Origin of the sequence: Reichenbachiella sp. MALMAid0571 (genome assembly GCF_040151475.1) — a bacterium.
GTDB lineage: Bacteria > Bacteroidota > Bacteroidia > Cytophagales > Cyclobacteriaceae > CAXBNB01.
The window spans coordinates 39679-59832 of sequence record NZ_JBDKWG010000116.1 but is presented as its reverse complement, the minus strand read 5'-3'; the positions used below and the strand labels follow the sequence as shown (position 1 = coordinate 59832).

The 20154-nt window shown below is 38.0% G+C and carries 19 protein-coding genes; 6 read left to right on the top strand and 13 right to left on the bottom strand.

Features of this window, described 5'->3' with window-relative positions; translation table 11 throughout:
• Position 1: 1 nt before the first annotated feature.
• The 4 genes from deoC to AAOP42_RS07910 form a co-directional block, all read right to left on the bottom strand.
• Positions 2–655: a deoxyribose-phosphate aldolase gene (gene deoC, locus AAOP42_RS07925; protein WP_349527949.1), complete on the bottom strand. Its 654-nt coding sequence runs from the start codon at positions 653–655 to the stop codon at positions 2–4.
• A 17-nt stretch (positions 656–672) separates the two neighbouring features.
• Positions 673–1023 (bottom strand): hypothetical protein, encoded by a 351-nt coding sequence (locus AAOP42_RS07920; protein ID WP_349527948.1) that lies wholly within the window; start codon positions 1021–1023, stop codon positions 673–675.
• 101 nt (positions 1024–1124) lie between these two features.
• A complete protein-coding gene (locus AAOP42_RS07915; protein ID WP_349527947.1) occupies positions 1125–1886 on the bottom strand; it encodes a LytR/AlgR family response regulator transcription factor in 762 nt (253 codons plus the stop codon).
• A gap of 28 nt (positions 1887–1914) precedes the next feature.
• Positions 1915–2415, bottom strand: coding sequence for a paraquat-inducible protein A (locus AAOP42_RS07910; protein WP_349527946.1), 501 nt, complete (start codon positions 2413–2415; stop codon positions 1915–1917).
• A 277-nt stretch (positions 2416–2692) separates the two neighbouring features.
• Between AAOP42_RS07910 and AAOP42_RS07905 the strand changes: the two genes are divergently transcribed.
• On the top strand, positions 2693–4174 hold the full coding sequence (locus AAOP42_RS07905) for a dihydrolipoyl dehydrogenase family protein (protein ID WP_349527945.1): 1482 nt from the start codon (positions 2693–2695) through the stop codon (positions 4172–4174).
• Positions 4175–4201: 27 nt separating this feature from the next.
• Here the strand turns inward: AAOP42_RS07905 and AAOP42_RS07900 are convergent, their stop codons facing one another.
• The 4 genes from AAOP42_RS07900 to AAOP42_RS07885 form a co-directional block, all read right to left on the bottom strand.
• Positions 4202–4813, bottom strand: coding sequence for a SiaB family protein kinase (locus AAOP42_RS07900; protein WP_349527944.1), 612 nt, complete (start codon positions 4811–4813; stop codon positions 4202–4204).
• Between the two features lie 295 nt (positions 4814–5108).
• Positions 5109–5957 carry a TIGR01459 family HAD-type hydrolase gene (locus AAOP42_RS07895; RefSeq protein WP_349527943.1) on the bottom strand — a complete coding sequence of 283 codons (849 nt, stop codon included), beginning with the start codon at positions 5955–5957 and terminating at the stop codon, positions 5109–5111.
• A gap of 127 nt (positions 5958–6084) precedes the next feature.
• A complete protein-coding gene (locus AAOP42_RS07890; protein ID WP_349527941.1) occupies positions 6085–7131 on the bottom strand; it encodes a hypothetical protein in 1047 nt (348 codons plus the stop codon).
• Between the two features lie 162 nt (positions 7132–7293).
• Positions 7294–9546 carry a xanthine dehydrogenase family protein molybdopterin-binding subunit gene (locus tag AAOP42_RS07885; RefSeq protein ID WP_349527940.1) on the bottom strand — a complete coding sequence of 751 codons (2253 nt, stop codon included), beginning with the start codon at positions 9544–9546 and terminating at the stop codon, positions 7294–7296.
• 9 nt (positions 9547–9555) lie between these two features.
• Between AAOP42_RS07885 and AAOP42_RS07880 the strand changes: the two genes are divergently transcribed.
• On the top strand, positions 9556–9723 hold the full coding sequence (locus tag AAOP42_RS07880; protein WP_349527939.1) for a hypothetical protein: 168 nt from the start codon (positions 9556–9558) through the stop codon (positions 9721–9723).
• 257 nt (positions 9724–9980) lie between these two features.
• On the opposite strand, the gene AAOP42_RS07875 is transcribed toward AAOP42_RS07880, so the two are convergent.
• Both AAOP42_RS07875 and AAOP42_RS07870 read right to left on the bottom strand, forming a co-directional pair.
• Positions 9981–12242, bottom strand: coding sequence for a xanthine dehydrogenase family protein molybdopterin-binding subunit (locus tag AAOP42_RS07875; protein ID WP_349527938.1), 2262 nt, complete (start codon positions 12240–12242; stop codon positions 9981–9983).
• Positions 12239–12709, bottom strand: a complete 471-nt coding sequence (locus tag AAOP42_RS07870) for a (2Fe-2S)-binding protein (protein ID WP_349527937.1) — start codon at positions 12707–12709, stop codon at positions 12239–12241. The genes AAOP42_RS07875 and AAOP42_RS07870 overlap by 4 nt, the downstream gene beginning before the upstream one ends.
• A gap of 341 nt (positions 12710–13050) precedes the next feature.
• Between AAOP42_RS07870 and AAOP42_RS07865 the strand changes: the two genes are divergently transcribed.
• The 3 genes from AAOP42_RS07865 to AAOP42_RS07855 all read left to right on the top strand — a co-directional run bounded on the left by AAOP42_RS07865 (position 13051) and on the right by AAOP42_RS07855 (position 15477).
• Positions 13051–13788: an electron transfer flavoprotein subunit beta/FixA family protein gene (locus AAOP42_RS07865; RefSeq protein ID WP_349527936.1), complete on the top strand. Its 738-nt coding sequence runs from the start codon at positions 13051–13053 to the stop codon at positions 13786–13788.
• 53 nt (positions 13789–13841) lie between these two features.
• Positions 13842–14804 carry an electron transfer flavoprotein subunit alpha/FixB family protein gene (locus AAOP42_RS07860; protein WP_349527935.1) on the top strand — a complete coding sequence of 321 codons (963 nt, stop codon included), beginning with the start codon at positions 13842–13844 and terminating at the stop codon, positions 14802–14804.
• 79 nt (positions 14805–14883) lie between these two features.
• Complete coding sequence (locus AAOP42_RS07855) at positions 14884–15477, top strand: bifunctional nuclease domain-containing protein (RefSeq protein ID WP_349527934.1); 594 nt, start codon at positions 14884–14886, stop codon at positions 15475–15477.
• Positions 15478–15486: 9 nt separating this feature from the next.
• On the opposite strand, the gene AAOP42_RS07850 is transcribed toward AAOP42_RS07855, so the two are convergent.
• The gene (locus AAOP42_RS07850; protein ID WP_349527933.1) at positions 15487–15861 is read right to left on the bottom strand and encodes a VOC family protein; all 375 of its coding nucleotides are present in this window, start codon (positions 15859–15861) and stop codon (positions 15487–15489) included.
• Entirely contained in the window at positions 15862–16323 is a 462-nt protein-coding gene (locus tag AAOP42_RS07845) for a heme-binding domain-containing protein (RefSeq protein WP_349527932.1), read from the bottom strand.
• 238 nt (positions 16324–16561) lie between these two features.
• On the opposite strand from AAOP42_RS07845, the gene AAOP42_RS07840 reads away from it, so the two are divergent.
• Positions 16562–18493, top strand: a complete 1932-nt coding sequence (locus AAOP42_RS07840) for a hypothetical protein (RefSeq protein ID WP_349527931.1) — start codon at positions 16562–16564, stop codon at positions 18491–18493.
• Between the two features lie 218 nt (positions 18494–18711).
• Here AAOP42_RS07840 and AAOP42_RS07835 read toward each other — a convergent pair whose 3' ends face one another.
• Positions 18712–20154, bottom strand: coding sequence for a DUF1501 domain-containing protein (locus tag AAOP42_RS07835; protein WP_349527930.1), 1443 nt, complete (start codon positions 20152–20154; stop codon positions 18712–18714).

Here is a 20154-nt window from a genome sequence, read left to right as displayed (position 1 = left end):
TTTACCCGGCTAATGATTTGATTATATTGATTCCTGAAGATGTTCCAATGCGGGCAGCACCTGCCTCTATCATTGACATAGCCTGATCGTATGTTTTTATACCACCTGATGCCTTAATTTGTACTTGAGATGGAATAACACTTTTTATAAGCCTGATATGTTCTGTTTTGGCTCCTGCAGAAGAAAATCCTGTAGAAGTTTTTACGAAATCTGCACCCGAATCAACACACATTTTAGCTACAGTTACAATCTCCTCATTGGTAAGAAGACTGGTTTCTATAATCACTTTCATTACAACATTACTTTGGTGAAGTAATGCTGAACATTTTGCCAATTCAATTTTGACCCAGGGCAAGCCCGATTTAAAAGCAGATATGTTCATTACAATGTCAATCTCATCAGCCCCATTTTCTATAGCCATTTCACATTCCTTCAATTTAGCTTCTGTCATTTGGTAGCCTAGTGGAAATCCGACTACAGTTATCAATTTGACATCAGTATCTTCCAACTCTCGCCCGGCTCGCTTTACCCAAAATGGAGGAAGGCATACTCCTGCAAAAGAATATGTAATTGCTTCTTCAATAAGCCTATCAACATCAGTTTCTCTTAAATCAGGATTGAGTTTAGTGTGTTCAATATATTCATTGATTTTCATTACATTTTCAACTTACACTAATGAACAATTCCACACTCTTTGCACATTTTTCTTTTTTTGAGGGGCCTCTTTTTAGGTTTCTTTTTATGACCAAAATAGGTAGGATCAGAATACTGTGGTTTTTGCATGTCTTTCTGCATTTTGGATTTCTTCTTGGCGTTTGTCTTCTGTAGCTCTTCATATTCCTTAATGGCATTATCCATTTTATACTTATAGCTGTTTTTGTTCGCTTTTTTCTTCTTCTTTACAGTCTGAATATTTGACGGTATTTCTTGTTTTGTATCTGACTCCCGGGTGGTCTGAGCCAAAGCATCGGTAAAAACGAATAAACAAAAAATGAATAAAATTGGAATGCTCTTCAATATCATATCTGTCCCTTTGTTAGACAATATTAACGATAATAATGAGGAATATTATATTTGACAGAAATAGATGAAATCCTGAATTAAGAATCTGTAATGCTCATCAATCAATTCAAAAGATTTAGCTTATTTAGAAGTTGCTGCTTATAAGTCCTACCAAGAGGTATTTCGGTTCCACCTACTATAATTGTCTGCTTGCCTTCATTGATGCTATCAATTTTTGCAGCATTAGCAATGTGTGTTCTATTGACCCTTACAAGGACATTGGATGAGATCTTATCTTTTAATTGACGTAAAGAACAACGCATTCTCAATTTTTTGTCATTGGTAACTATGTTAATGTACTTCTCTTCAGCCAACTCTATCCACAATACTTCATCGTATTTTACTTTTTCTATTCTATCAGCCACTTTAATAAAGAATGAATCTTTGAACAGTACATCATCTTCCCAGGCAAAGTCCATATCATCGGCAGGACTTTGTTGAACCTTATCATTAGAAAAGTTGTATATAGCCAACTCTATTGCCGCTTGAAGTGATTTCAATTCTAATGGCTTAATCAGGTATGCGTATGGATTCGTTACTTTGGCTCTATCAATTGTTTCCTTGTCTGCATAAGATGTTGTAAATATAACAGGCATTAGCTTGACATCTTTTAGCTTTTCAACCAAAGTAATACCATCAGTTTCTCCATTCAAATTGATATCCACCAGAATCAGGTCAGGTTTAGTAGCTCTTATCACCCTCATCGCCTCTTCTGCGTTATCTGCTACACTGATCATATGGTAATCGAGTTGTTCAATTGCCATTTCCAGCTTTTCCATATGCAATGGGTCATCCTCTACCACCAAAATTCTAATCTTACTCATAAACTGTTATTCACTATCAAAATACCTTTTAAAATAACACTTTTCTATCAATTTTTACCATTTGGATGCCTATTAATGATATAATACAGTACGCCACAAAATAATTAAAACCAGGAAGAAGCAATGCATCAATGGCGGTATTGGACCTTGTTGATAAAAATGCGATAAAGATACCCACCACAAATACATCTGCCATGGACCACTTCCCAATTGCATAAACCAAATTATAAAGTCTGTTCTTCAAATTGGGACTTTTTACCATTAAAACCACCAATATAATAAGTCCTTTGGTAACGGGAACGACAACACTAAACAATAAAATAAGAAATGCTACCAACTCATTGTTGGTGTTATACAGTGTATCAACCGTCTGAAGAATACTTTGCGTTTGCTCATAGAATGTTGTCTTTCCCAGCAATGGAAGCTCAGGTGCTATTTTGATCTGCAAAATAGGTTCCGTTAAACCGGGATAAAGAAGAATCAATGAAATTACTGTTAGAATAAATGCTACTATATTCCTAATATTCATGTGTAGAGTTGAGTTAAGGCCATTCAATATTTTAATATTTGTAATAGTAATAAATTAAGATTCATTTACCATTAACAAAGAATGAAAAAACAAAAATCATTTGGTTAAACTCGACAAACCGACAAAAAAATCAGCTTAAATGCATCAAAATATCTGATTTTCATCTGATAGAGTAAACTAATATGAAAATTGATTTATATTTTATTAACTTCATAACTGTTTTAAAGTCCGGCTCTGCCCTAATTCATCCATTTGAGTTCAAAAACATACTATTCCTATGAGAAAATTTGATTTATGTGTAATTGGTGCTGGCCCGTCCGGATATGCAGCAGCAATGAGAGCAGTTGATTTCAAGAAAAAAGTTTTGTTGGTTGAAAAAGACAAACTAGGAGGAGCAGGCATTCATCATGGCGCACTTACCAGTAAAACCTGGTGGGAACTCTCCCGAGAAGCATATACAATTAGTCAGCTTTCTAACACCCTAAACTTAAGCCCTCCAAAACACAATTTCGAAAAGCTTAAAAATGAAGTAAGGTTAGCAGCGAATGAAAGAATGTCATTGCTTGAGCATCACATGTACAACATCAATGTAAGTGCAAACGAAGAATTATTCACTTATATGCAGGGAGAAGCTAAACTCATTAGTGAAAATATTGTATCAATCCATAATGATTCTGACAGTGAAGAAATACAGGCCGACTACATTATACTGGCCACCGGAAGCAGGCCCAGAAAATTACCACACATCCCGATTGACGAAGAAATCATCTTAACCAGCGATGGCATTGACAGGCTGACTGAATTCCCAAAAAGCATGGTCATTTTAGGAGCAGGGGTGATAGGTTGTGAGTTTGCCACTATTTTTTCCAATTTCAGTCAAACCAAAGTACACTTGATAGATAAAGGAGACCGTATTCTTCCTTTTGAAGATGAAGATGTAGTCAAGGTGATAGAACATAATCTTGAAGCTAAAAATGTGTTGATCCATAGAAACTCTCAATTGATAGAAATGAAAGTGGTCAACAATAAAGTACAATATATATTAGAATATACCGATGGATCCAAAGAAGTATTTGTGGTTGACAAAGCTCTAATTTCAGTAGGAAGAATCCCGAATTATGAAAATCTATTTGATGATTCAATCCAAATAGAAATGGACAACAGGGGTATTAAAGACACACTAACGCAAACATCTTTGCCCAATATATTTGCTGTGGGAGATATTACAGCAGACATTGCTCTTGTAAATGTAGGTGAACTCGAAGGCCGATACGCAGTAGAACGGATATTTGGCACTCCAACCAAACCACTCATATATGAGAATATATCTACTATTATGTTTCTTGCCCCGGAAGTAGCGGGAGTAGGATTGAACGAAACCAAAGCACAAGAACTGGGAATAGACTATAAAATAGTAAGCATGGACTATGGTTGTATTTCCAGAGCAATTGCTATGAGAAACACTCAGGGCTTTATTAAAATATTGGTATCCAATGATGATGAAATGAAAATATTGGGTATGCGGGTAATTGGAGAACATGCCTCTAGTGCCATAGAAGCAGTAGCTTTACTTATTTCTATGGACAAAGGAATTGAGGAACTTACAGAGCTCATTCATCCCCACCCATCTATTATTGAGGGAATTCAGGAATGTGTTAGAATGCTTACCAACAAATCAATTCTCAAACCAAGCGTACTCCGCAATACCATGAAATGTGGCTGCTTCTCAAACAAAGAATATAAAGACATTAAATTTTGAGGCTAAGAAGGGAATTGGGAAATTACATTACTCCTCTTCTCTATTAATCTTAATTTGAAAAGTAAAATATGAATACTCTTCATTCACTTTGTCAAATTTGTAATTAAGTTTTTCACCTGTTTTTCTTGCCAGTTGAATAAGGCCCAGACCTGCTGTCCCTTTGTCTGAAAATTCGCCATTACTAAGGGTATCCTTATACAAAGTCCTCAAACCATCTTTGTCGGTAGCATTGATCTCATCTATGCGGGCTTTCATGCTATTAACCTTCTCAGCAGGGACAAAATTACCAGTCAGAATATTGTAATATTTTTCTTTGGCTATCACAGTAATCAATCCTGACTTTGCATCATGCTCAGAAATCTCTTTAAAGCTCCCCTTCACTTCATCCATGTGATGGTACAGGTTGTGTATAGATTCTACAGCGGCACTATAGAACAATTTTTGTACTTTTTTGTTGGGCTCTAAAAAAGTGATTTTTTTATCCAGCGTTTCAATCACAGAAGTCACCAAATCGAAGGTAATGGCTCCCTTATACATAAGCAAGACATTTTCATTATATATTTTATTATATAAGTCAAAGCTAGCAGAAGTAATCTGGCTTTTTTCTACACTTACGTCTTGCTCAATCTGGTGATTCATTCTAAATAAATGAAATTTCTACTCAAAGAAAGTACAATAAAATCAATTGGAAACGGATATTGTTATGTAGTTGAATGTTATTTCAAATTGTTCTGATAAAACTAAACAATTTAACCATAATTCTCAAAATATATTGCATTCCGAATTACGAAAACAAGGTAAGGCATTAAAAAAAAAATCCTACTATCCCCTTACCGCAACTGGTGCTGTAAGGAGGTATTGATTTTAAAATGCGTTTGTCTTGATTATGAAAAAACAAATAGCATTTGTTAAAAAAAGATCAAAAACGATACCGTCATTCAATTACTGCTGAGTCACAAATGTAGTCAGGAATAATACCACTTGACTTTATCCTTGCATTGACGTTTTCCGAAATGGTATTTCCGGTCAGTACCAATACCGTATCAATGCCAAACTTATTTCCGCCAATAATGTCAGTAGCCAAAGTATCTCCTACCATCAAGATTTTATTCCTCGGTATATGCTTATCAACGGTAATATGTTCATAAGCGAAATTGAACATCTGAGGATCGGGTTTTCCAAATCTGATAAATGTTCTACCCAATATTTTTTCGACCATATTGGCGATACTGCCAATAGCAATAGCTACCTCACTGCCTGACACAGGATACGACATATCGGTATTAGCTACTACCACAGGTATATTCCTTTTTCTCAATAAATTGACTATTTTATTGATATCATGATTCCAATCAAATCCTTCATCATCCAAAAAAACCAATGCGGAAATCCCACTTACATCATTAATATCCACATTTGCAATGGAAATAGTCTTAAGGCCTAGCTCTTCAATATAATGTGCAGAATTTTCCGTACCCAAATACGCTACAGTTCCTTTTTTCACTTTATACCTTAAGTATTCCCGAGCCAACATGCCAGATGAAATGATTTTGTGTTCATTTATTACAGAGAGCCCTTTTTTGATATAGCTCTCTGCCAGTTCTCTGGGACTTCTGGAAGCATCGTTGGTCAGTATATAAAAATCAATACCATTTTCTTTCAGGTAAGAAAATGTATTGTTAATACCATCTATCAATCCACTTGAGTTTTTCAACACTCCAAACGCATCAAAAAAAACTACATCATATTTCTTTACTACTGACTTAAACTTATGGTTCTTCATACAAGCATCTATAGTTAAATCTCGTGCCGACAATACTTTGTGAAATGGCAGAAATTTGAAAACAATACGATCAGGTTCGCATCAAATAATCTGCAAACTACCTCAAAATCACACTACAAACAAATGCTTATAATTTTAGTGCCTTTAACAACTTTTCAGGATCGAAAACCTTGTCAAGCGTGGGTAGGTAAATTTCATACACTTCTCTTTGCAGCTTAGTTGCATATATTTCATGAAAAAAATACCTTCCATCTTTGACTACATAATTCAACAAAAAGAAACGATATGCTTCTTTTAAAAACCGGATTTCGTTTTCTGTAAGGGGATATTCTTTGTGATATGCTTGTAAAAAAATGATAAACCTTTCTTCCATCAACGGACCAACAACGTAACTAAACTCTGTCCTATCTCCAATGTCAGAAACTACCCTGCTAAAAAAATAAAAATCCATGACTCTACCACTCATTCTAAACCAATCATAATCCCATCGTGAGAAGAGTTTCAGGCTGGCATTAACAGAGAAATTACCAATATTCCAATCTATAAAGACCGGAATAGTCTCAAACGAATCACTTTTGAGCAATAATGAGTTTTCATGAAAAATTTCGATTTGTTTCTTGGTAACATCAATATGTCCACGGTGTTCGTACTTTCCATTTTCTGTATCCAAAATATCATTTAGATGTTCCAGGTCAATCTTTAAAGTCTTGGAGTAGGGAGGCAGCACTCCTTTCACTCTGGCACATGCCTTGTGAAACCTGGCAATTTCTTTTCCCAATTTCGATATTTGATCTTCTTCCAATCTTCTTGGAAGCATCTTTCTTTTTTTAATTGGATTATAAAACACCACCCAGGCATCTAAAGAAGTACTGATATATCTATAAATATAAACTTCATTGGCTTTGGTTAATGACCTTGCAAGAAAATTTTCAAACGGATGCGGCAGATTAGTAGCCAGTGCGTTTATAATAGAATGGTCTTCTTTGAAATGTTCGAATTTTCCAAAATAGGACAACTTAGCAATGACAGAATCCCCATCTGCAAGAGTCACTTTAAATACATGATTGGTAGATACCATTGCACTGATATCCACTACAGAGCGTATGGGCCTAGACTGGTCATAATCTGCCCACGCTTCTTCCACTATCGAATAAAAATTAATCAGTCTGTGCATATTTTTTTATTAAAAATTGTATAACCTTTGAAGGCTAAAAGTACCCAACTTTAGGGATAAATATCATTATAGAAATTCATTTATTTCTTAACAAATTGTTATCCATGATAACGCACAACAATCATCCAATGATATGCCAAGTGAATTGTTTAATAGGGCATTTCACCCTATCAAAGGCAACTTCCTAATCCTTCTACCAGAAGCAGCGTAAATAGCATTGGCCAATGCCGGTGCTACTGGAGGCACTGGTGCCTCCCCTACTCCAGTAGGTTTTTCGTTACTTTCTATCAAATGAACATAGATGTTTTTGGGAGCATCCTTCATATTTGTTACATAATATTCATCGAAATTTTGCTGCTGAACTCTTCCATTTTTAAAGGTAATTGCCCCTTTTAAAGCCGCACTCAAAGCAAAAACAGCTCCCCCTTCAAACTGAGAAACAACACGATCTCTATTTACTGCCACTCCACAATCTACAGCGTAATGAATTCCCGGAATACTTAATATTTTACCGATACTATCAGTCTCAACTTCAACCACACAGGCTACATAAGTGAGGGAGCAGCGATGGGCATAAAAACCCTGTCCTCTGCCTTTTGGTAGTTTCTTACCCCAATTAGATTTAGCCGCAACTTCATTAATCACTCGTCTAAATCTGGCAGTATCCCACGGGTAGTCTGATAATTCTGTTTTGTAATTTTGAAAGTCTTCACCAAAAACTTCTCTGGCTATATGGCGATCCGGCCCTAAAAGATCCAATGCATTTTTTACAGGATCGATACCACGAGCTTCAGCTAGTTCATCCATCATCGAGCCAATGGCAAAAGCATGTTGCACATTACTTACTGACCTGAACCAACCTATTCGTGCCTTAGCCGGAGCATTTCCTGTTTCCAAACGTATGTTTTCAATCTGATATGGAAAATCAACAAAACCCTTATTCATCTCATTTTTACCCGGTTGAATATTCTTAGCATTTGAAGTTCCACCAATTGGAGGAAACATAGATTTTTGATTCCATACCAATACTTTTTTGTTCTCATCCAAACCTATTTTAATTCGTTGCACCGAACAGGCGTGGTAAAAGTCATGCAAAATATCATCTTCACGTGTCCAAAACAGTTTTATTGGAGCATTCGCCAGCTTTGAAATTACAGATGCCTCTACGGTAAAGTCCGGTTTCGATTTTCGACCAAAGCCTCCTCCGATTAATGTAACATTTACTTTAACATTATTGACTTCAATTTGAAGTGCACTGGCTACAGCCCTTTGCACCCACTGGGGATTTTGGGTAGGAACCCACAATTCACATTTATCCATTTGTGCATACGCTACACCACATGGCGGCTCCATAGGTGAGTGAGAAAGGTATTGCAAAATATAGGTATGATCAATCAATTCACTTGCTTCTGCCATTGCCTCATCTACATTGCCATTTTCCCTTCTAATAGTCATTTCTCCATCCGTATTCCTGACTAACTGAGAGATATATTCTCCACTGTCATAATCCGAATTTATACCATAGTCCCACTCCACTTCTACAGCATCTCTGCCTTTAATAGCTGCCCAGGTATTTTCAGCAACTACTACAACCCCTCCCATTGGAATATCAAACCTGGTAGGAAAACCTGGAGAATCAAGGGTAAAAACCTGCAACACTCCTGTAATTTTAAGTGCTGCATCTGCATCATAAGACATGATTTTTCCTCCGGCTACCGGACACCTTTTCACAACTGCAATTTTCGAATCTGGCACCATAGTATCCAGACCGAAGATTACCTTTCCTGTTACAATATCTTTTAAATCTGTGATAGATGTGTCCTTCCCAATTCGAGAGAAGTCTTTATCTGACTTAAGTTTGACAAGGCTTTCATCAGGAACATCCAGTTTAGATGCTATTTCTACCAGCTCACCAAAAGTGAGCCGTCTGCCTGAAGAATGATGAATGACACCATGATTCTCCGCTTTGCATTCTTCCACATCAACATTCCAATGATTTGCAGCAGCCTGTTCCAGCATCATTCTTACCGAGGCTCCCAATTTTCGCATAGGCATGTAAAACATCCGCATGGAATAAGAAGCATCAGTATTCTGATCACCGTACAACTCCTTATCAGCCAAAGCCTGTTGGATAGTAACCCTATCCCAATCAGCTTCCATCTCATCTGCAACAATGGCTGGAAGACTCGTTCTGATACCCGTCCCCATTTCAGAACGGTGAGCAATAATCGTCACATCTCCATTAGAATTTATGCTGACAAAAACATTAGGATTGAATACCGTATTTGACTTTTTCTCATCGGAGAAGTATGAAGAACAAGCTATTTGTGTACCCAGAATTAAACCAGTTGACCCAATAAGACCTGATTTAAGGAAAGTCCTTCTATCAATTTTTACTATCTGATTTTTTTTCATTTAATGTAAATGGCGAACAAGGAGTCAGTATTGAGTAAAAGTACTACTAATTGTACACCCATTGAAATCCTTCCCTTTGGTCAGGATGACAAGGCAAACGTCCGTGAGTACATCAATTCCAACCTTGTCATGCTGAAACTTAACATTTTGATTTCCAAAACACACAAATTGAAATGACAGAGCTGAATGAATGAGAAGAAATTTCATAAAAAGGAACTACATTCCCAGATTCCTGACTGTCGTCAGACAGGTATTCTGGGATCCGTTGGTAACTCAGCATTCGGTCTTTTCCTTGGAGATGCCGGAACGAGTCCGGCAAGCTGCCTACTTTTTATGAAACTTCTTCTCATTCTAAATATGTGTAATTGGTAACGTAGAGAAGCATCTCTACAGTCAGTTATATAGCATAATACAACATAAGGGAGTTTACCTATCTATGCCATCATCGGTAAATTCTTAAACCGTTTGCCCGAAGCTGCATAAATGGCGTTGGCCAATGCAGGTGCTACAGGAGGAACTGGTGGCTCTCCAACTCCCGTTGGCTTTTCATCACTGTCGATCAAATGAACAAAAATATTCTTAGGAGCATCGGTCATTCTCGCTACACTATAGTCATGGAAGTTACTTTGCTCTACCCTGCCATCTTTGAATGTAATAGCACCTTTCAAAGCACCACTTAATGCAAACACTGCTCCTCCTTCAAACTGAGCAATTACCCTATCTCTGTTTACTGCCAACCCGCAATCCACAGCATAATGAATCTCCGGAATACTCAATACATTTCCATTCTCATCTGCCTCAACCTCCACTACACAAGCAACATAGGTAAGAAAACTTCTGTGAGCACAAAATCCCTGAGCCCGACCTTTTGGCAACTCTTTTCCCCAGTTGGACTTCTTCGCTACTTCATTAATTACTCCTCTGAACCTCCCCGTATTCCATGGGTAATCTTCATATTCCGTACCATAATTCACTAATTCCTTACCGAAAACAGCTTTATCTATTTGTCTATCCTCCCCAAGTAAATCCAAAGCATTTTCTATCGGATCCATGTTTCTGGCTCTGGCAATTTCATCCAGCATGCTACCTATGGCAAAAGCGTGCTGAATGTTACAAACAGATCTCAACCAACCTATTCGGGTTTTGGCTGGAGCATCGGCTGATTCCACACATACATTTTCGACATTATATGGAAAATCAATAGCACCCAAGCTCAACTCCTGACCACTGGGCTGTATGGCTTGATTGGTTGCTGTTCCTCCTATTGAAGGAAAAACAGACTTCTGATTCCATGCCACCACATTGTTTGCCTTATCGATACCAACTTTAATTCTTTGTACTGCACATGAGTGATACAAATCGTGCTGAATGTCATCTTCCCTTGTCCATAACAATTTAACAGGAGAACCAAATTCTTTTGAAATTTTGGCTGTCTCCACCGAAAAATCCGCTTTGGATTTTCTTCCAAACCCACCTCCAAGGAGCGTTACATTGACTGTAACATTTTCCTTTTTTATTTCCAAAGCTGCTGCCACACCTTCCTGCACCCATTTAGGGTTTTGAGTTGGAACCCAAAGTTCACATTTTCCTTCCTGAGCATAAGCTACTCCGCACGGAGGTTCCATTGGTGTATGTGATAAATGTTGAAGAACGTAAGTGCTGTCCAGTATTTTACCAGCTCCTTTTAATGCTTTTTTAATATCTCCGTTTTCTCTTCGAATAGTATTACTTGTCTTAGTTTTAGCAACTAAATCCGTTAAGTATTCTTCACTGTTGTAGTCACCATTCGCTCCATTGTCCCATTCAACATCCAGTGCATCTCTGCCTTTGATTGCTGCCCAGGTATTATCTGCCACCACTACCACTCCACCAAGCGGGGCGTTAAATCCCGCAGGAAAACCAGGTGATTCTAATACAAACACCTTTTGTACTCCGGACACTTTCAATGCAGCTTCGGCATTGTGAGAAACCACCTTACCTCCGGCCACCGGACACCTTCGGATCACTGCTACTTTTAATTCTGGCAAAATAGTATCTAATCCAAAATTTGCTTTACCAGTTACTATATCTTTTAAATCAGTAATTGGGGTTGACTTACCAATCTTGCTAAAATTTTTACTGTCTTTTAATTTGATATCCTTCTCTTCCGGAACTGTAAGTTTAGAGGCATCACCAGCCAGTTCTCCAAAATCAAATTTCTTTCCTGATGGTTCATGAACTACATTATTATTTTTTGCTCTGCACTCGCTTACATTTACCTTCCACTTGGCAGCAGCAGCCTGTTCCAACATCATCTTGGCAGCAGCCCCGACACGACGCATTGGCATGTAAAACATTCGAATTGAATAAGATCCATCAGTGTTTTGATCTCCATAAGTTTCCTCATCACCAATCGCTTGCTGGATGGTCACCATATTCCAATCTGCTTCTAATTCATCAGCCACAACTGCGGGTAAGCTTGTCCTAATGCCCGTTCCCATTTCAGATCTATGGGTTACAATAGTTATCTCACCCTTTTCATTAATAGTTAAGAAAACATTAGGGCTAAACGTAGCTTTTGCTCTTGGCTCTTCCTGAAACAATGTTGAACAGGCAATCTGTGTTCCTAAAATCAGACCAGTAGAACCCATTACCCCTGTCTTAAGAAATGTTCTCCTGTCAACTTTTACTATGGTGCTGCTTTTTATATCTTTCATGATTTCCCTCCTTTCTCTGCGGCCACTTTGATAGCCTTGTGAATTCTATTGTAAGTACCACATCTACAGATGTTTCCATTCATTGCATCTCTTATTTCTTCATCTGAAGGACTGGGATTGCTATCCAGAAAAGCAGCAGCATTCATAATTTGCCCCGATTGGCAATATCCACATTGAGGTACATTTTCCTGTACCCAGGCTTGCTGTAGTGGATGGTCTCCATTTTCTGAAAGGCCTTCGATAGTTTTAATTTTCTGATCTCCAACTGCACTGATCGGAGTAGAACAAGAACGAATTGCCGTTCCGTTGAGATGAACCGTACAGGCACCACACAGAGCTTTACCGCATCCGAATTTAGTACCTGTCATTTGCAGCATGTCACGCAACACCCAGAGTATGGGCATGTCAGCATCCACACTGTCAATGGTTTGCTTTTTTCCATTAATGGTTATTTGATATGTTGGCATAGTAGAAATGAGTTTAATTAGGGTTAGTAAACTTAACAAATTTTGATGTTAATAAACTTACATACTCTTACTTTCTGTTTTTCCTAAATTGAAATAAAAAGGAAGATAGAACAGTGAAGCCCGGATATATCAAATCATGAATATACAATAAAATCTGCTTTTCTCGTAGCTTTGTTATTCTATACAAAATAATGAATTAATGAAGATCGGTTTCTACAAATTATTTATATTTATATAACTTCGAGGCTGATTCAAGACGATCGTTTTTATATAGAAATGCTTTTAATATTGACTTGAATCAAATAAAAAAACAAACACATTAACACACAAATTACTTTGAAATGAAAATACTGGTTTGCATTACCCACGTGCCAGACACGACTTCCAAAATTGCCTTTACGAACAACAATACATCATTTGATAAGACTGGTGTTCAATATATTATAGGCCCCTATGATGATTATGCTCTTGCCAGAGCAGTCGAGCTCAAAGAACAATCAGGAGGTTCTATTACTGTATTGAATGTTGGTGAAGCTGAAACAGAACCAACATTGAGAAAAGCACTGGCAATAGGTGCCGATGAGGCCATACGCATCAACGCCTTTCCATCTGATTCATTTTTTGTAGCCAATCAGATTGCGGCTGTAGCCAAAGACGGAAACTACGATTTGATACTGATGGGCAGAGAATCAATAGATTTTAACGGTGGACAAGTTCATGGAATGGTTGGTGAACTACTAGGTATCCCTTCATTATCTCCTGTAATGACACTTGATATTGAAGGTACTACTGCTAAAATGGCTCGTGAAATTGAGGGAGGAAAAGAATCTCTGGAAGCAGAATTGCCACTGGTACTTGGATGTCAGGAACCAATAGCAGAATGGAAAATACCAAACATGCGTGGTATTATGACAGCAAGGACAAAACCGCTAAATGTAATAGAACCAACAGACAACACTACCCGGGTTGCCACCAATTCATTTGAGTTGCCACCCGCTAAAGGAGCCATAAGAATGGTAGATGCTGACAATGTTGAAGAATTGGTTCAGCTTTTGAAAAACGAGGCGAAAGTCATTTAACCCTTGCTGAGAAAAATAATATTTAGAATAAACATCAACCCAAAACAAAGAACATGTCCATATTAGTATTTATAGAAAACGCAGAAGGAGCAGCGAAAAATTCATCACTGGAAGCGGTAAGTTATGCATCTGCAATGTCTAATGGTGCCGAAGTAATCGCGATAGTATTCGGAAGTATTGAAAATCAGGCACTGGAAGTAATAGGAAAAGCCGGAGCAGCCAAAGTATTGCATGTTGATGATTCGAAACTTAACATGGGAGTGATTCAGGCATATTCATCTGCAATAGCTCAGGCTTTTGAGAAAGAAAATGCAAATACCCTGGTGCTGGCTCAGTCATCAATCGGTGATCCGGTTGCAGCCAGTGTATCCATTAAAGTTGGTGCAAGTATGGCTACTAATGTGACTGAACTTCCTGACACAACTGATGGATTTAAGGTTAAAAGAAGTATTTATACTGGTAAGGCATTTGCTATAGTGGATTTATCGTCCGATAAAAAGATTATAGGCATAAAGAAAAATGCAGCGGTCATCAAAGAGGATGGCTCTGCTCCAACAATTGAAAAATATGAGCCCAATCTTGAAGACAAAGATTTTGGCGTGAAAATATTGTCTCAAAATAAAGCAACGGGAGACGTCCTATTGCCAGAAGCTGACATTGTAGTGTCTGGCGGAAGAGGGTTGAAAGGGCCGGAAAACTGGGGAATGATAGAAGACCTTGCCAAATCTTTGGGTGCCGCTACAGGCTGTAGCAAGCCTGTATCAGATATGGATTGGAGGCCTCACCACGAGCACGTAGGACAAACAGGCATCAAGGTAGCTCCAAGCTTATACATCGCAGTAGGAATTTCCGGAGCGATTCAGCATCTGGCCGGAGTAAATTCTTCGAAAGTAATTGTAGTGATAAACAAAGACCCGGAAGCACCTTTTTTCAAAGCTGCAGATTATGGTATCGTAGGAGATGCATTTGATGTAGTTCCTAAGTTGACAAAGGCAATAAATGCTGCAAATAATTAATTATTAGTGTCCTGCACTACTTTAGTGTAGGATAGTATAATTAGTATTAATTTGAAATAAGTAGGTAATTGAGCAAGATTTGGATAAAATTAAACTAGAAATATTAGGATTGTCATCAAGCCATTCACAAGCAGGATCATTTGCACTTGTATTGGGAGAAGTAAATGGTACCAGAAGGCTGCCAATCATTATAGGTACATTTGAAGCTCAGGCTATTGCCATTGAGATTGAGAAAATATCTCCAAACCGTCCCATGACCCATGACTTGTTCAAGTCATTTTCCCATCATTTCAAAATCAAAGTCAAAGAAATCATCATTTCTGACCTGAAAGAAGGTGTGTTTTTTGCCAAGATAGTTTGCGAACATTTAGGCCAAACTGTTGAAATTGATTCCCGTCCTTCTGACGCCATTGCTATCGGCATACGGTTCAAAGCAGATATCTACACCAAAGAATCTGTATTGGAAGATGCCGGCATTACCCTTTCGGATGAATTTGAAGACGAATTAGAAACAGCACAAAAACCCGAATCCAAGCCTCAAAAACCAGGTAAAAAGAAGGAAATTAAAGATTTTTCTACCGAAAAACTCAACAAAATGCTGGAAGATGCCCTTGCCAAAGAAGATTATGAAGGAGCAGCTAAGATTAGAGATGAGTTGAATAAGAGGAATTGACAAACCACTTTACACCCTCCAAGGTGGGTTAACCCTATTTTCACCTCCGTAAAACAAAATAATACTGTTTCCATCCGGATCTTTTAACCGTGCTTCTTTCCAGAGCCATGTTTGATCAATGGGAGGATGAATGAACTCCACTCCTTCTGAGAGTAACCTATTGTATTCAACATCCAGATTTTCGCATTCAAAATAAACAGTAACCCCCTCACCTACAGGTAACTTTTCTACCCGGTGAACAGAAAATGTAGCATTGCCATCTGGGCAAACAAATCTGGCATATCTGGGAATAGAATCTACTATCAATTGCAAACCAAGTTTTTTATAAAACTCAACTGACTTTTCCAGATTCACAGACGGTATGGTAACCTGATTCAGGTTCATTTATTTTTTATCTGAAATGTGGGTACGCTTAGATTCAAACCAATCAACCAATTCGTCCCTTTGGGTCTTGCTCAATACAGCCTCACTGTGAATCCAAGTATAAGAGTCCAACGGCATTTCTCCTTCTCCAACTTCCTCCACACATTCTTCCAGTTTGTGGTCTTGCTTTTTATCATTATAATCAGCCCAAGTGGAAAAATTTAGGTGCTTTCTGGCATCATCTATATGGTGCTTCACCCACCAAGAGACAGGTGCTACATTGGAATACCAGGGATAGGTCGTCTCAAAAGAATGACAATCATAACAACTTGCCTTAATAACATTAGCAATCTTTAATGGTGGATTGGTTATGGCAATGAAATCCTTTTTTGGATCCACAGGTGGGTTTTCCTTATCTATTCTAAAAAATTGAATAACAATAAGTAAAGCCAGAATTCCAAATAATATTCTATTCCTCATCATACTAAAAATTTATTCCTCATCGAAAAGTTAGAGATTTTTATTTGTTATCCATTGATTCAAGTACTCTTTTTTTCAAGAATAAAATCACTTTCTCAACACCACAAATTGAATGACGCCAAGTACATTATCATTTGCCAAGGTTATTTTAAAATTCAAAAGGAGGTAGATTTATTTAAACCATAAATCTCATTGAATTATATTTGATGGATACTCTATCATCCTGAAAGCAATCCCGAAAATGAAATACAAATGGCTATATCTACTGATTTTGCTTATAACGATTATTGGTGCAACTACTATTTTTGATCTTTATCGGATATCTTCTTATCAAAGCTACCCCATGCTACCTCCAGATAAAATTAATACGCAACAGAATCAAATCTATGCAGAACTGTCAAATGGATTTTTAGATATAGATTGGAATCGATTGGATGGTACACTTGAGTATATAAACAACCAATACGACTGTTCTGATTTCAATCTGGTCAACCTTATCCGTATGATTTATGAATTTGAAAATGAGATTCCAAAAAATACAATTTCTGAAATAGAACATGCTCTTATGGCCTTCAGGTATTGGTGGGATGAGCCAGGAGGGAATTCAATGTGCTACTGGAGTGAAAACCATCAAATTTTATTTGCTTCCGCTGAATACCTTGTAGGGCAAAAATACCCCGATGTAATTTTTCCAAAAAGTGGAATGTCCGGAAAGGAGCACATGACCAAAGCCAGGAAAAGAATAATGGATTGGATGGAAATGCGATGGAATTATGGATTCACTGAGTTTTTTTCCAGTGTCTATTACAAAGAAGATATTGGAGGAATGATCAATATAATTGATTTGGCTGAAGATCAGGAACTGGTGAAAAAGATGCAAATCATAATGGACCTACTTTTTTATGATGTAGCCTCTCAAAATATAAAAGGTATGTTCATCTCCGTGAGCGGCAGAGCATATGAAAGAAACCGAAAAGGAACAAATTCTGCTGCTTCCTTCGGTGGCATTCCGGAATATTATTGGGGTAGCGGGAAAAAGATGAATCCCGGCTTAATGTATGGCATGATGACTACCAAACGGTACTCTCCTCCCCCGGTGCTCATTGAAATAGCTAAGGATACAAATACTATGATCATAAAACAAAATAATGGACTGGACATTTCTGAACTTAAGAAGGAAGGATACTTTGGAACAGATGATAGGAGTATGATGATGCAACTTGGAATGGAAGCTTTTTCAAACCCTGAAGTAATCCGAAACTCACTTGAATTTGTACGGAAGAACAATATGTTTTCCAATAGCTTTTTAACCGGATTTACTACTCTGGACTTTACATTTTTAAGACTGCTCCATCTGGAGCCTGTTCTTACCCGCATGCTCAATCCACAAAGTAACGGAGTAGCCATTCAAAAGGGAAATACATATACGTACAAAACAAAAGACTATTCGATCTATTCAGTACAAAATTATCACCCGGGCACTTATGGTAGTCAACAACATGTTTCTGGTATGAATATAGGAAATTCATTTAGCATATTTCATTCACACCCCGCCGTTGAAAAAGATGTGGAAGCGCATTCTCCCAGCTATTGGGTGGGGTACGGACATTTGCCTCATGTTGCCCAGAATAGCAATGTTAGCCTTGCTATATATAATCTTCCTGATAAGAAAGGATTGATGGAATATGACCTATTGGATTATACTCATGCAAATTTCCCTAAAGAACAATTTGATAGTGTCTATGTCACTGACAACTATGCAATGGGGAAAAAAGGCAATACATATTGTGCATTCATTGGCAAAAATGGATTTTTCTTCAGAGAAAACACTACTGACGATCTTATTCAGAATGGAAAACAAACGTTTTGGATAACAGAAGCAGGATCGAAAGAAGAAGATCACACTTTTGGAGGATTCTGTAAAAGAATACTTAATAACAAATTGACATTTGATTCGCAAAACCTTAAAGTGATCTATTTTTCAAATGGTAAAGAATATCAATTAACTTATAATTCTGATTTTTTGGTAAATAAAAAACCAATAAATACGGAATATGATCGCTATGACTCCCCTTATTGTAAAGCTCAGAAAAAAGCTAATTCTATTACTTTCAATTACAATGGAAAATACCTACACCTGGATTACCATAAGATGATTCGGAACTTGAAATAACAGAGCAAATGCATTTAAAAATTCTTACTATCCCCAAGCTCCTGACTGCCGTCAGGCAAGTTGTTCTGGGGTCTGTTAGGGTTGACTACAGCTTCATGGGATACCGTAACTGGTACGGTAGGAGGTTTTGTTTTTAAATGCGTTTGCCCTGCTTAAAATAATCTCATTTGTATAAATCCCACGAAATTTACACTAAAGTTCTTTTCAGATTATATCAACTACGACAAAATATCCTTCACCACTTTACCATGCACATCAGTGAGTCTAAACCTTCTTCCCTGATATTTATAGGTAAGTCGCTCATGATCCACTCCCAGCAGATGCATAAGTGTCGCCTGAAAATCATGTATGTGTACACCATTTTCCTGTATGTTGTATCCAAATTCATCTGTACTGCCATATACCGTTCCTGCCTTTATTCCAGCTCCTGCCATAAACAATGTATAACACTTCGGATGATGATCTCGGCCATAATTGGTTGCACTCAATGTTCCTTGTGAATAATTGGTTCTGCCAAATTCCCCTCCCCATATCACTAGCGTATCTTCAAGTAAGCCTCTTTGTTTTAAATCCATTATCAAAGCTGCTGACGGCTGATCGGTTTCTTTACACTGGCTTTTAATTGCGTTTGGCAGGTTGCCATGTTGATCCCAACCCTGATGATACAATTGTACGAATTTCACATCCTTTTCAATCAGCCTTCTGGCCAACAGGCAGTTGGCTGCATAAGTACCCGGCTTTCTACTGTCCTCCCCATACATGTCATAGATATAATCCGGTTCACCTGAGACATCCATTATTTCTGGCACAGATGTCTGCATTCTATACGCCATTTCATATTGAGACATTCTGGCTTTGATCTCCGGATCCCCCATCTGATCAAATTGCATCTGCTGCAAAGCATTCAAGTGATCTAATTGAGTACGCCTGTTCTTTTCACTGACACCCGGAGGGTTAGACAGGAACAATACCGGGTTTTTACCCGCTCTGAACTGCACTCCCTGATGTTCTGACGGAAGAAACCCATTTCCCCAAAGCCGGGAGTACAGTGGCTGTCCAAATTTGTCTTTAGTTACCAGTACCACAAACCCCGGAAGATTGGCATTGTCGCTACCCAATCCATAGCTCACCCACGAACCAATAGAGGGCCTTCCAGGAAATTGAGAACCCGTCTGGATAAAAGTAACTGCAGGATCATGGTTGATAGCCTCGGTGTACATCGACTTGATAAAGCATAGTTCATCGGTAATCTTTGCAGTATGTGGCATGAGTTCACTCATCCATGCATCACTTTGTCCATACTGTTTGAAGTTGAAAATAGAGCCTGCTAATGGCAATGAAGTTTGACCGGAAGTCATACCTGTCAGTCTTTGCCCCTTTCGCACACTGTCCGGCAGTTCTTGTCCATTCATCTTATTGAGCAAGGGCTTGTAATCGAACAAATCCAGCTGTGAAGGAGCTCCGCTTTGGAAGAGATAAATAACCCTTTTCACCTTAGGTGTAAAATGTGGACCGCCAAGTACCCCACCACCCATAGGCGGAGCTGCTGCCGTTAAGCTAAACGGATCAATCAACGAACCCAATGTCAGGGCTCCCAATCCAAGTGATGTTCGTGCTAAAAAATCACGTCTGCTATAGTTGCTGTTAAAATGATCACACAT